This window comes from Stenotrophomonas sp. STEN083 (assembly GCF_056759195.1).
On record NZ_JBRRCU010000005.1, the window covers coordinates 1 to 13244 of the forward strand.

13 protein-coding genes are annotated in these 13244 nt (G+C 64.5%); 6 read left to right on the forward strand and 7 right to left on the reverse strand.

Annotated features, from left to right (window positions below):
• Positions 1–432 precede the first annotated feature (432 nt).
• Positions 433–1710 (reverse strand): serine--tRNA ligase, encoded by a 1278-nt coding sequence (gene serS, locus ACVOK8_RS02730; RefSeq protein ID WP_481565466.1) that lies wholly within the window; start codon positions 1708–1710, stop codon positions 433–435.
• Between the two features lie 113 nt (positions 1711–1823).
• On the opposite strand from serS, the gene ACVOK8_RS02735 reads away from it, so the two are divergent.
• Both ACVOK8_RS02735 and ACVOK8_RS02740 read left to right on the forward strand, forming a co-directional pair.
• The gene (locus ACVOK8_RS02735; protein ID WP_481565467.1) at positions 1824–2474 is read left to right on the forward strand and encodes an energy transducer TonB; all 651 of its coding nucleotides are present in this window, start codon (positions 1824–1826) and stop codon (positions 2472–2474) included.
• Positions 2475–2576: 102 nt separating this feature from the next.
• Positions 2577–3074, forward strand: coding sequence for an energy transducer TonB (locus ACVOK8_RS02740; RefSeq protein ID WP_481565468.1), 498 nt, complete (start codon positions 2577–2579; stop codon positions 3072–3074).
• Here the strand turns inward: ACVOK8_RS02740 and aroA are convergent.
• The 4 genes from aroA to ACVOK8_RS02760 form a co-directional block, all read right to left on the reverse strand.
• On the reverse strand, positions 3058–4371 hold the full coding sequence (gene aroA / locus ACVOK8_RS02745; protein ID WP_481565469.1) for a 3-phosphoshikimate 1-carboxyvinyltransferase: 1314 nt from the start codon (positions 4369–4371) through the stop codon (positions 3058–3060). The genes ACVOK8_RS02740 and aroA overlap by 17 nt on opposite strands.
• 177 nt (positions 4372–4548) lie before the next feature.
• Positions 4549–5775 (reverse strand): prephenate dehydratase, encoded by a 1227-nt coding sequence (pheA, locus tag ACVOK8_RS02750; protein WP_481565470.1) that lies wholly within the window; start codon positions 5773–5775, stop codon positions 4549–4551.
• Between the two features lie 50 nt (positions 5776–5825).
• On the reverse strand, positions 5826–6911 hold the full coding sequence (serC, locus tag ACVOK8_RS02755) for a 3-phosphoserine/phosphohydroxythreonine transaminase (protein WP_481565471.1): 1086 nt from the start codon (positions 6909–6911) through the stop codon (positions 5826–5828).
• 141 nt (positions 6912–7052) lie between these two features.
• On the reverse strand, positions 7053–7865 hold the full coding sequence (locus tag ACVOK8_RS02760; RefSeq protein WP_481565472.1) for an FHA domain-containing protein: 813 nt from the start codon (positions 7863–7865) through the stop codon (positions 7053–7055).
• A 119-nt stretch (positions 7866–7984) separates the two neighbouring features.
• On the opposite strand from ACVOK8_RS02760, the gene ACVOK8_RS02765 reads away from it, so the two are divergent.
• From ACVOK8_RS02765 to ACVOK8_RS02780, 4 genes are all read left to right on the forward strand, one after another.
• On the forward strand, positions 7985–8260 hold the full coding sequence (locus ACVOK8_RS02765) for a polyhydroxyalkanoic acid system family protein (RefSeq protein ID WP_481511312.1): 276 nt from the start codon (positions 7985–7987) through the stop codon (positions 8258–8260).
• A gap of 80 nt (positions 8261–8340) precedes the next feature.
• A complete protein-coding gene (locus ACVOK8_RS02770) occupies positions 8341–8805 on the forward strand; it encodes a phasin family protein (protein WP_481565473.1) in 465 nt (154 codons plus the stop codon).
• Positions 8806–9027: 222 nt separating this feature from the next.
• Positions 9028–9846, forward strand: coding sequence for a YggS family pyridoxal phosphate-dependent enzyme (locus ACVOK8_RS02775; protein ID WP_481565474.1), 819 nt, complete (start codon positions 9028–9030; stop codon positions 9844–9846).
• An 89-nt stretch (positions 9847–9935) separates the two neighbouring features.
• Positions 9936–10982, forward strand: coding sequence for a restriction endonuclease (locus tag ACVOK8_RS02780; RefSeq protein ID WP_481565475.1), 1047 nt, complete (start codon positions 9936–9938; stop codon positions 10980–10982).
• A gap of 74 nt (positions 10983–11056) precedes the next feature.
• Here ACVOK8_RS02780 and hutC read toward each other — a convergent pair whose 3' ends face one another.
• Both hutC and ACVOK8_RS02790 read right to left on the reverse strand, forming a co-directional pair.
• Positions 11057–11785, reverse strand: a complete 729-nt coding sequence (gene hutC / locus ACVOK8_RS02785; RefSeq protein ID WP_481565476.1) for a histidine utilization repressor — start codon at positions 11783–11785, stop codon at positions 11057–11059.
• A 42-nt stretch (positions 11786–11827) separates the two neighbouring features.
• On the reverse strand, positions 11828–13192 hold the full coding sequence (locus ACVOK8_RS02790; protein ID WP_481565558.1) for a formimidoylglutamate deiminase: 1365 nt from the start codon (positions 13190–13192) through the stop codon (positions 11828–11830).
• Positions 13193–13244 lie beyond the last annotated feature (52 nt).

Here is a 13244-nt window from a genome sequence, read left to right on the forward strand (position 1 = left end):
CGGCCCTCCCCCGCGGTGCCCTGGGCGCGCCGCCGCTCCGGGCGCGCGCGCGCGCTCGGCGCGCCTGTGCCGCGCGCACCCCCCCCGCCCGCCGCCGCCCGCCCCCCCCCCCCCCGCTCCTACAAAGCGCTGCAGCTTTGCAGTGTTGGGGCGTGGCGATTGAAGCACTAACGGGCAGGCCGCTGCCGAGCATGGCTCGGCACTACCAGTGCTTGGCTGCATGCTTTTGTGGGAGCGGCGTGAGCCGCGAAGCCCGGAATCCTTGCGATCACGGGCTTTGCTGCAATTCCAGCTGATCGAGCTTCGCGGTTTACACCGCTCCCACAAGGATCAGATGCCTTGTGGGTACGGGTGCCGAAGCGGTATCGGGCAGGCCGCTGCCGAGCTTGGCTCGGCATTACATGCCGGATCTGCAGTGTGATCGCCTGATGGTCAGGCGATGCGTTCTGCGCCACCCATGTACGGGCGCAGTGCTTCCGGAATGGTGATCGAGCCGTCCGCGTTCTGGTAGTTTTCCATCACCGCGATCATTGCCCGGCCTACCGCCACGCCCGAGCCGTTGAGGGTGTGCACCAGCTCCGGCTTGCCATTGGGGTTGCGCCAGCGCGCTTGCATGCGGCGCGCCTGGAAGTCACCACAGTTCGAGCACGAAGAGATTTCGCGGTAGGTCTGCTGCGACGGCAACCAGACTTCCAGATCGTAGGTCTTGATCGCCGAGAAGCCCATGTCGCCGGTGCACAGCAGCACCTTGCGGTACGGCAAGCCCAGCTTCTGCAGCACCGCTTCGGCGCAACCGGTCATGCGCTGGTGCTCGGCTTCGCTGTCTTCGGCGGCGCAGACGCTGACCAGTTCCACCTTCTCGAACTGATGCTGGCGGATCATGCCGCGCACGTCGCGGCCACCGCTGCCTGCTTCGGAGCGGAAGCACATGGAGTGCGCGGTCATGCGCACAGGCAGACGCTCAGCGTCGATGATCTCGTCGCGGACGATATTGGTCAGCGGCACTTCCGAAGTCGGGATCAGATAGCGCGTGGATTCACCCAGCGCGGTCTTGAACAGGTCTTCCTCGAACTTGGGCAGCTGGCCGGTGCCGCGCAGCGAGTCGGCATTGACCAGCACCGGCACATTGGTTTCTTCGTAGCCATGCTCGTTGCTGTGCAGGTTGAGCATGAACTGCCCCAGCGCACGGTGCAGGCGCGCGATCGAGCCGCGCAGCACAGTGAAGCGCGCGCCGGACAGCTTGGCCGCGGTTTCCGCGTCCAGGCCATTGTTGCGGGCGCCCAGTTCGACGTGGTCGAGCACCGGGAAGTCGAATTCGCGCGGGGTGCCCCAGCGCAGCTGCTCGACGTTCTCGCTCTCGTCCTTGCCAGCCGGCACATCGGCGGCGGGCAGGTTCGGGATGCCCATCGACAGGGTTTCGATCTGCTCGCGCAGCACGTCGAGCTGGGCCTCGGAGCTCTTCAGCTCATCGGCGAACGCGGCCACTTCGGCCATGATCGCCGACACGTCCTCGCCCTTGGCCTTGGCATGGCCAATCGACTTGGAACGGCTGTTGCGCAGGCTCTGCAGCTCCTGGGTGCGCACCTGGATGCGCTTGCGATCAGCCTCCAGCGATTCGAAGGCGGCCACATCCAGCACATAGCCGCGCGTACTGCGCAGGCGTTCGGCAAGTTCGGCGGGCTGCTGGCGAAGAAGGGCTGGATCAAGCATGGCTGGGCACTGTGTACGGGTGTGAGCGGTAGATTATCGCGCGAACTGCGCTTGTCTGCCGCGTGATTCACCTTTCCTGTGCAAGAATCGGCCTGATCCACACGGTCAAGACCATGTCTGCCTCAAGCTCCCGCTCCGACCAGAATTTCACTTTTCACCTGCCTCGCAGCAGCCTGAAGATTGCCGGTATCGCTTTTGGCGTCGGCGTACTGTTGTTCCTGGTGGTCTGGCTCAATGCCCGCCGCCACAACGAGTTCTACCGTGCCGACCCGGCGCAGCCGCAGGCAAACAGCGCCGTGCTGGCTCCATTGCCAGCGCCACTGCCCGCCGGTGCCGGCGCCAGCGACATGCCCGATGCGCGCCCGGAAGCCGTGGAAGAAACCCCGGAGCTGGTGGAAACCGTGCCTGCCGCGCCACCACAACCCATCGCCGAGGCCGCACCGGTCGATACCGCACCCGCCGCGCCTGCCGCTGCGGTCGCCCCCAGCGACCAGCCGGTGCCGCTACCCGGCCAGAGTCCTGCCCCGGACTACCCGCCGGCGGCGCTGCGTCGTGGTGAAAGCGGTACGGTGATCGTTCATGCGGATGTCGATGCCAATGGCGTTCCTTTGGACGTCCGCGTCGTCCAGCGCAGCGGCTCGCGGGACCTGGACCGGGCCGCGCAGGAAGCCGTCCGCAACTGGCGCTTCCAACCGGCGCAAAGCAATGGCCAGCCGATGCAGGGCAGCCTGGAAATCCCGTTCGACTTCAAACCCAGCCCTTAAGCTGAACCCCGGCTCCCCGAGGGGGCCGGTTCATGCCCAAAGTCATTCGCCGTTTGGGAGTGCAGGACCAGACTTGCTGCGTAGACGTTACGCAGAGCCAACATGTCGATGTCCAGCATCCCGCAGCACAACACAACCCACCACCCAGTTTCAGCCCGCCCGCATGGCGTTGCTGCGGCTTGGCTGTGGGGCCTGTTGGCGCTGGCGGTTGTGAGCATCTTCAGCCTGTTGGGCTACCGTACCCTGCAGACACCTGTGGCCACCGGTCCGGTGTCCATCACCACGGCCGATACCACCTCAGTGGTCAGTGTGGCCGGCAACCGTGGCGCTGAGCCGCTGGCCAGCAATCCGACGCCTGACTACCCCGCCGCCGCGCTGAATGCCGGTGTCGAAGGCGATGTGATCGTGCGCCTGCAGGTGGACGCCAACGGCCGGGTCAGCCAAGCCGTAGTGATCGGACACGAGGGCGGCATTGATCCAGCTCTGGATCAGGCCGCCATCGCAGCACTGCAGCAATGGCGCTTCCAGCCCGCGATGCGGGATGGACGCGCAATCAACAGCGTCGTACAGGTACCGGTGGAATTCAGGACCGGACGCTGAGTCCGAAGCCGGCACCACTGGCCAGGCTGTCGAAGCCCGGGAATGAGGTCGCCACGTTGGCGACATCATTGATACGCACTTCACCGGTGCTGAGCTGACCGGCAATGGCGAAGGCCATCGAGATACGGTGATCGCCATGGCTTTCGATGGTGCCGCTGCCCAGCGGGCCGCCGAAGATGGTCGCACCATCTTCGGTTTCGTCCACGCGCAGGCCCAGGTCACGCAGGCCGGTCGCCATCGCCGCAAGACGATCAGACTCCTTCACCCGCAGCTCGGCCGCACCGCGTACGACGGTCTGGCCTTCGGCGGCAGCTGCTGCCACGAACAAGGCCGGGAACTCGTCAATCATGTCCGGTACCAGCGCTTCTGGAATCTCCACGCCCTTCAGCTGGGCGTAGCGCACCACCAGGTCAGCGACCTGCTCGCCACCGTGCTCGGCGTGGTTCTCCTCGGTGATATCCGCTCCCATCAAACGCAGCGCCGCCAGCAAGCCGGTGCGGCGCGGGTTCAAGCCCACTGAGCGCAGGCGCACTTCCGAGCCGGGGATGACGCTGGCAGCAACGATGAAGAACGCCGACGACGAGAAGTCTGCCGGCACCGAAATATCAGTCGCACGCAGACGCTGGCCACCGCGCAGGCGCGCTTTGCCAGGCTCGAACTCGATCTCGACGCCGAACGCGCGCAGCATGCGTTCGGTGTAATCGCGGGTCGGATGCGGCTCGACCACCGAGGTCTCGCCCTGCGCATACAGGCCAGCCAGCAGCACCGCCGACTTGACCTGCGCACTGGCCACCGGCAGTTCGTAATCGATGCCCTGCAGCGACTGCCCGCCATGGATGTGCAGCGGCGGCGTGCCATCTTCCTGGGTGTCGATGCGCGCGCCCATCTGCGCCAGCGGCCCGGTCACCCGGCGCATCGGCCGCTTGGACAGCGACGCATCACCAATCAGCGTGGTGTCGAAAGGCTGTGCGGCCAACAGGCCCGCCAGCAGGCGCATGCCGGTACCCGCGTTGCCGCAGTCCAGCTCGCCTTGCGGCGCCTTCAAGCCATCCACGCCTACGCCATGGACGATCCGCTGCGACGCCGACGGCGTTTCAAAACGCACGCCCATCTGCTCGAAGATGTGGGCGGTGGCGCGGGTGTCCTCGCCTTCAAGAAAACCATCGATATGCGATACGCCATCAGCCAACGCGGCAAACATCACCGAACGATGCGATACCGACTTGTCGCCGGGTATGGCGAGCGTGCCCTGCAGGGCGGAACCTTTGCGTGCAATCCAGTAGGGCTGGGAACTCATGCGGTCTCTCTAGTATTCAGTGCGCCAGCGGCGCGTCAGCAAACCCTTCTCCCTCCGGGAAAAGGTGCCCGAAGGGCGGATGAGGGCAAGGGCGAAGCCTGTCTGCACTGATTGGACAGCACGTGCCGCCCAACCCTCACCCCAACCCCTCTCCCGCAGGGAGAGGGGCTTTGTCACTCACGGCACGGCCACCGGGTAGGAGCCGAGTACCTTGATCTGCGCCGAGTGCGCCTTCAGCTCGGCCAACGCGGCCTGCATCGATTCGTCTTCGATGTGGCCGGCCAGGTCGATGAAGAAGCCGTATTCCCACTTGGCCTGGTGCGACGGCCGCGACTCGATGCGGTTCATGCTGATGCCGTGGCGCGCGAACGGGCTGAGTACGTCGAACAATGCGCCCGGCTTGTCGTGGATGAAGACCAGCACCGAGGTACGGTCATGCCCCGAAGACGGGAACAACTGGCGGCCAATCACCAGGAAACGTGTGGTGTTGTCGGCGTCATTCTGGATCGGCTTGGTTACCACCTTCTTCAGGCCGTATACGTGCCCTGCACTCTCGCCGCCGATGGCCGCTGCGTCTTCGGCATTGCGGGCGCGGCGGGCACCTTCGGAGTTACTGGAAACCGGCACCTTTTCAGTCCTGGGCAGGTTCGCCCGCAACCACGCCGAGGTTTGCATGAAGGCCTGCGGGTGCGCGTAGATGCGCTCGATGTCTTCGATGCGGCCGGTGCGCGAGAGCAGGTACTGCTGCACACGCAACTCGACTTCGCCACAGATCTTGAGGTTGGAGGTCAGGAACATGTCCAGGGTTATCTGGATGGTGCCTTGCCCGGAGTTCTCGACCGGCACCACACCGAAGTCGGCGTTGCCGCTCTCGACTTCCTGGAAGATCTCTTCGATGTTTGCCAGCGGCAGACCCAGCGCCGAGCGACCAAAGTGCTTGTGCGCAGCCTGCTGGGTGAACGAGCCTTCCGGGCCAAGGTAGCCGATCTTCAGCGGCTCCTGCTGGGCCAGACAGGCCGACATGATCTCGCGGTACACATGCACCAGCACTTCGTCACTGAGCGGGCCTTCGTTGCGGTCAACCACCATCCGCAGCACCTGTGCTTCGCGCTCCGGGCGGTAGTAATCAACGGCGGCGGCGAGCTTGCCCTTGGCCTTGCCCACTTGATGGGCGAAGTTGGCCCGCTCGGCAATCAAGGCCTGGATGCTGCGGTCGATCTGATCGATCTTGGCGCGCACATCCGACAGTACCGGCTTGGCGACGGTCAGCGTTTCGGCGACAGCCTTACTGCTGACAGCGGCTTTCTTGGCTGCAACTTTCTTGGCCGGCGCTTTCTTCGCGGCAGGTTTGGCTGCAGCGGCCGGCTTGGTCCTGCTGGCGGTCTTGCTTGGCTTGGTCGCCATGGAATCGTCTACCTGATACAGGCCGGCGCAGTGCGCACGGCGGGAATGGTTCAACCGTTGCGCTGCTGGAAGTCGCGCATGAATGCCGCCAACGCCTGCGCGCCTTCCAGCGGCATGGCGTTGTACAGCGAGGCACGAATGCCACCGACAGCCTTGTGGCCCTTCAGTGCCAGCAGGCCGGCCGCCTTGGACTCACTGACAAAGCGTGCATTGAGCTCGTCGCTGGGCAGGAAGAACGGGATATTCATGCGCGAACGCACCGCCGCAGCTACCTCGTTGCGGTAGAAACCGCCCGATCCATCAATGGCGTCATAGACTGCCGACGACTTGGCAAGGCTGAGCCTGGCGAAGGCTTCCACACCACCCTGGGCCAGCATCCACTTGAACATCAGCCCGGCCAGGTACCAGTTCCAGGTCGGTGGCGTGTTCAACATCGAATCGCGTGCGACATGCGAGCGGTAATCGAAGATGTCCGCACGCGGCTGGCCGGCGCGCTCCAGCAGATCGCGGCGGATGATGACCACGGCAATGCCCACCGGGCCCAGATTCTTCTGAGCGCCGGCGTAGATCACGCCATAGCGCGATACATCAATCGGCTCGGAAGCAATCGATGAGCTGAAGTCAGCGATCAACGGCACGCCGCCCACATCCGGCACATCGCGGAACTCGATGCCGTGAATGGTTTCGTTGGCGGTGATATGCACATAGGCCGCGTCGTCCGACAGCTGCCATTGCGAGCGCCCCGGGATATCCCGGTAGCCACTGGCCTCACCGCTGGCGGCGATGTTGACCTCGACATAGGGCTGAGCCTGCTTGACCGCGGTGTTGCCCCAGTGACCACTGACCACATAGTCCACGCGCTGGCCGGGGCTGGCGAAGTTCAGTGGCAACAGCGCCTGCTGGGTGGTGGCACCGCCACCGAGGAACAGCACCGCATAATCGTCGGGAATGCCGATCAGACGGCGCAGATCGGCCTCAGCCTCGGCCGCCACGGCCATGAAATCGGCGCTGCGATGGCTGATCTCGACAATGGACGCGCCTACGCCATTCCATTCCAACATTTCCGCCTGCGCCTGACGCAGGACCGATTCCGGCAATGTCGCAGGGCCGGCACTGAAATTGAATGCGCGCGTCATGTCACACCTGTTGAGCAGAACCCCTAGTATGCCGCAGCGCAACAGCCTTGGGCCATCTGGAAAAGGTTGCATCTGCACCCATTCCGGGCCGCCGTTTCCCGCCTGCCCCGGCATCGGGACAACTGCTACTGCAGCTGGTACTCAGCGTGCGCCGAACAGCAGCAAGGCGCTGATCGCCGCGCCCAGCAGCAAGGCGCTGAGCAGCAGCCATGGCCAACGCCGCGGCAGCTTGGGCTTTGCCGGTGCCAACGTCGATGGCTTGAGCGCCACCGGCTCGTCATCGTCCTCGACTGGGAATGCCGCACCGGCAGAAACCGGGCCCAGCGGTATTTCCAGCACAAAGCGATGACTGCCTTCGAACACCACCTGGTCGCCGGCCTGCAGCCAGCAATGCCGGGTAATTACCCCGTTGACCAGGCTGCCGTCGGCCGAGCCCAGGTCGCGCAGCAGCACCTTGTCGCCGTGCCGCTCGAATCGGGCATGACGCTCGGCGAAGGCCGGGTCGTCGATAAGAATGTCGCTGGCCGGGTCACTGCCGATGATGCGCGGCTTGTCCAAGGTAAAGCTGCGTCCATGGTGGCGCCCGCCTACCCCGCGCAGCAGCACCCGCAGATCTTCGCTGCCGTCACTCGGGGCTTCGGGGGGATGCGGCACCTGCTCGCAGTCGCCACGCAGCAGCATTTCCGCGCCGTCGGCATAGACCGAATCACCGGCGCGCAGCAGAGCCATGCGCCGCACCGGGCGACCATTGACGTGGATGCCGCGGCCGCCATTGGCCACCTGCAGCCAGACCCCGCGCTGATCGGTACAGAACTGCGCCAACAGCAACGGGCCGACGCTGCCGTCACCCAACCTGACTTGACCAGAGGCGTGGCGCACAATGCGCTGGACACCCGGCATCAAGGACTGATCCGGCTGCTGACGATTACTGAAATGTACTTGCAGAGTGCGCACCGGCAGCAGACTAGCAGGTCATCCGGTCATGCAGAAGATGCACGCGAGGCTTGGACTACGCCGCGCAGGTCCGCACAATGGCGCATCTTTCTTACTACCAGCAGTTCAGGCCGCACGCCATGTCCAACATTGATATCCAGCACCCCCATTCCCTGTCCGATGACAAGGCGCGCACCGCCATTGCCGAAGTCGCCGAGAAACTGCAGGAACGCTTTGACGTGGTCACCCGCTGGGACGGCCCCGTGCTGCACTTCAACCGCTCCGGCGTAGACGGTGCCATCGAGCTGTTGCCGGGCGCTGTGCGGGTGAAGGCCGAGCTGGGTTTCCTGCTGTCGGCAATGAAGGGCATGGTGGAATCTGAAATTCAACGCGTGCTGACTGACAAGCTCGGCTGAGCTGGCCCCGTCACACAACTTAAGACGCTAAGCCGTTACGGTGTAGCTGGACTCTTCAACCCCGCATTAGGAGCATCGTCATGACCACGTACGAGCAACGCCCGGAAGACGAGGACGACAGCGCTGGCGCACAGGGCCAGGCCGAGCGCTTGACCCGGAAGGTGACCGAGTCGGCCCAGCAGGTCTGGCTGGCCGGCCTGGGCGCGCTGTCGCGTGCACAGGCCGAGGGCAGCAAACTGTTCGAGACACTGGTCAAGGAAGGCCAGGACAGCGAAGCCCGTTCCCGCGAGCACTCGCGCAAAGGCGAAAGCCTGCGCGACACGGTGGAGAACACCCTGGGCCAGGCCCGCGAACGCGCAGCCGGTACCTGGGACAAGGTCGAAAAGTCGTTTGAAGACCAGGTCCACAACGTGCTGCGGCGCATGGACATCCCCTCACGCAAGGATATCGAGGCATTGAACGATCGTCTGGACGCCCTCAACCGCCGGCTTACCCGGGCCGAGAGCCGCGCCGCGCACGACGGGCAACAAGCTGAAGATCAGTAATGTTGCAAAGCAGCAATTCTTGCGTGAGAATCAACCTACCCGCCAGCAGTACCGCGCCGTAAGTCTCCCTCCCCTCACGGCATCGGATGGCGGGTTTTTCATGCCTGCGATTTGCCCGGGCAGCCATTTCTCGGGTTTCAAACCTGCCAGCAAGCGATAATCCACTGTTCACCGCGCCGCTTCGGCAGCATCAGGCGGCGCAAGCAATCGCTGGAGGCACGCATGCAAACCCCGCACCCGGACGCTGATTCCGGCACCCAGACCCGTCACGCCCTGCACGGCCAGTACCCGCGCGCCGACAGCGTGGATGACTTCCGCCAAAATCTGGCGCTGGTCCAGGAACGCATCGCTGCAGCTTGCCAGCGCGTCGGCCGCGACCCGTCCGGCGTGCGACTGCTACCAGTCAGCAAAACCATCGACGAATCCCATATCCGCCTGGCCTATCAGGCTGGCTGCCGCCTGCTCGGCGAGAACAAGGTGCAGGAAGCGCACCACAAATGGGAGGCCATGCAGGATCTGGGCGACCTACGCTGGTCGGTCATCGGCCACCTGCAGACCAACAAAGCCAAGCTGGTGGCGCGCTTCGCCGACGAATTCCAGGCCTTGGACAGCCTGCGCCTGGCCGAAACCCTGGAGCGTCGACTGCAGACCGAAGGCCGCTCGCTGGACGTGTTCGTGCAGGTAAACAGCTCCAACGAGGCCAGCAAGTACGGCCTGGCGCCTGAAGCGGTCGCCGGCTTCCTGCAGGCCCTGCCGCGCTCCGGCGCGTTGCGGGTCCGCGGCCTGATGACCTTGGCCCTGTTCTCCGCCCAACCCGGACAGGTCCGCGCCTGCTTCGTGCGCATGCGAGAGTTGCGCGAGCAATTGCGTCAGCACGCGCCAGCACACATCGGGCTGGATGAGCTGTCGATGGGCATGTCCGGGGACTTCGAGATCGCCATCGAGGAAGGCGCCAGCGTGGTCCGGGTCGGCCAGGCCATCTTTGGCGCGCGGGCGCTACCAGACAGCCATTACTGGCCGACCGCAGCGCTTGCGGATTAATTCGCAGGCGCTGCTCAAAAAGGCGAAGTCAGCCTGCTCTTACGGTCGTCAGGGAAGATAGACTGGGCCCCATCTCTAGGCTTTCAGGTATGTCGATGTTTTCGTGGATTCTGGCCCTGTTGCTTGCGTTGCTCTTGTGGGGTCTGGCTTCTGCATACCTGTGGTTGGTCGCCCGCCGTCAAACCGAGCGCCAGCATGGTTTGGCCGCACTGGCGGGCATGCGCTGGCGCGAATTCTCCCGCATCGTGCATCAGGCCATGGCCGAGCAGCGCGACCTGTACCCGCTGACCGATGCCGAGGACAACGATCGCGGCACCAGCAGCGACTTCCTGCTGCAACGCGACGGCCAACGTTGGCTGGTTTCGTGCAAGCACGGCCGCGCCTATCGGTTCGATGCCGGTGCAATCCACGAACTGGCATCGGCGATCAGCCTTACCGGCGCCGCCGGCGGCCTGCTGATCACCGAAGGCCACGTTGAACGTGATGGTCTGGCCGAGGCGGAAAAGCACTCGATCGAAGTCATCGATGCACGCCAGTTGTGGGAGCTGCTGAAGCCTTACATGCCCGCCGAAACGCGCGAGACCGTTACCGGCATCGCCCGCCGCGAAGCCGTTCGTCACACCGGCATTGCGGGCTTGGCAGCAGTCACCTTGGGCCTGCTGGTAGGCATGGGCTACATGACCATGCAAGGAGATTCCCCAGCAGCTGCGCCGATCGCCACGGCGCCGCGCGTTGTCGCCGAACCAACTGCCGGATCGGCAGCTCCAGCTCCAGCTCCAACTCCAACTGCAGCCGAGCCTGCCATTGAACCGGGCAAGGCCAAACCAGCAGCTGCCGCTGCAGCCAAGGGTGCCCCTCACCCGGGCGATCTGGTCCAGGATCCGGACGCTGCTACCTTGCTGCGCTACCAGCAATCCGTTTCAAAAGCCCTGGCAGGCACCTCTGGCGTGGTCAGCGGCATCTGGCTGACCCGCTCCACCCTGTCGGTCGAACGCAGTGGCGATGACGCCCATGTGTGGCCGCTGATCTGTCAGCAGCTGCAGCGCTATCCGGCGCTGCGCACCACCCGCGTACAGCTCAACCCGCGCCCGGGTGTGGATGAGCCGGTACGCTGGCGGCAGTGCAGCACGATCTGAAGATCAGCAGCGTCCAGCCCGGCCGCCGGCTTGGCTGGATGTTGAATCAGGCGGATTGAAACATACGCGTAGAATCAGCGTGCGCCCGGCGCGAAGCGTGCAATCAGGTCGTAGGCATCGCCGAGGAACATCTGCCGCACCCAGGTAATGGGCAGCTCGCCGCGCCAGGTCTGGCGGTCGATGACCAGGCAGGCCGTGCCCACTGCCACCTTCAACAATGCAGCTTCATCAGCGGTCGCGGCCACCGCGCTGATACGGTGCTGGCCGCGTGTCCATGACACGTTCTGCAGCAACCAGCTACCCGGCGCGTGGATGGAGAAATCCACTTTCAGGGTTTCCGGCACCGCTTCGGGATTGATCAAGCGGCGCTCCAGCGCCAGCGGCTTGCCGTCGGCCAGGTGCAGGCAGCGCATCGCCAGCAACTTGCCCTCGCCTACCAGCAGCAGCTCTTCGGCCGAGTTTTCCCTGGCCTTGCGATGTGCGCGCTCCAACAGCTGGAAGCCGTATTCGTGGCCGCGATCAGTGACCGCCACCTCGATGTCGGGGATTTCCAGCGCCACCTGCTCCAGGTGTGGTGGTTGCCGCGCCACGAACGAGCCGGCGCGACGGCGGCGCTCGATCATGCCGCTCTCGGCCAGCGCAGTGAGCACCTTGTTCACCGTCATCCGCGAGCAGCCGTACTGCTCCATCAACTCGTGTTCAAACGGAATACGGAAGCCAGGCTCCCATTCGCCGCTGAGGATGCGGCCTTCGATGTCACTGCGGATGCGGTGATTGAGGGTGGGAGCTTTCTTGCCCTTCACTCGGGTTTCCTGAAAGAGACGGCGTCTGGCCGATAACCGACCTTAGTCCAGTATCCGCGCAAGCGCGGTACGGTAACGCGCCATGATCGCATCACGGTTCACGTGACGACCATCGCGGACCAGGGCACGACCGTTACGCCAGACGCTACGAAGGGCGCCATTACGTGCGGCGAACAGCCAGCTGTCAAGCAAGGCGTCACCGCTGCGATTGAGAAGCGCTGGATGCTGGGCATCCAGTTCCAGCAGGTCAGCGGCAGCGCCCACACTCAAGCCACCCTGCACGCCCAACGCCTGTGCGCCACCCTCGCCTGCCTGCTGGTAGAGCCAGCGACCACTGGACAGGTCGCCGGGGGAGAGCACATTGCGCCCGCGCAGTTGCAGACGCTGGCCGTACTCGAGCAGACGCAGCTCCTCGGCTGCATCGATCAATACATTGGAATCGGAACCGACGCCGAAACGGCCGCCGACCCGCACGAACTCGCGCATCGGGAACAGGCCATCGCCCAGATTGGCCTCGGTAATCGGGCACAGGCCCACCACCGCGCCACTGTCTGCCATCAACTGCACTTCCTTGTCGTTGACGTGGGTAGCGTGCACCAGGCACCAACGCGCATCGACAGCTGCATTTGCATACAGCCATTCGACCGGTCGCTGACCGCTCCAGGCAAGGCAGGCATCGACTTCGCGGGTCTGCTCGGCAATATGGATATGGATCGGACCCGGTGCCAATGCAACCAACGCCTGCAACTCCTCCGGTGTGCTTGCGCGCAGGCTGTGCGGGGCCAGCCCCAGCACCGCATCGGGCGTGTCTGCCAGGGCGCGTTTGCAGCCTTCAAGCAGGTCCGCAAAACCATCGATGTCGTGCAGGAAGCGTCGCTGCGCCGGGGTTGGCGCGGCTCCGCCAAAGTCGCTGTGCGCGTAGAACACCGGCAGCAGGGTCAGGCCCAAACCGGTTTCATCCGCCGCCGCCGAAACCCGGACCGACATTTCTGCATGGTCGGCGTAACGGCTGCCGTTTTCGGTGTGGTGCAGATAGTGGAACTCTCCGACGCGGGTGAAGCCGCTTTCCAGCATCTCCATGTAGGCCTGCGCGGCGATGGCCTGGAAGGTGTCCGGATCCAGCCGGTCCAGGAACCGATACATAAGCTCACGCCAGCTCCAGAAGCTGTCGCCCGAGCGCCCACCAACCTCGGTCAGCCCGGCCATCGCCCGTTGGAAGGCATGGCTGTGCAGGTTGCCCAAGCCCGGGACCACCACGTCCAGACGTTGCGACTGGCCGTCCCAGACTTCGCCGACAGCCACTGCCGTGATCACACCAGCGACGCTGTCGATGCGCACATCCTGCGCCCAGCCCTGCGGCAACAAGGCCTGGGCGGCGTGGAAACGAACAGATGAGGCTGGCTTGATCGTTGTCACTGGACACTCTCCGATGGTCGCCGTTATTGTATATACAAATAGG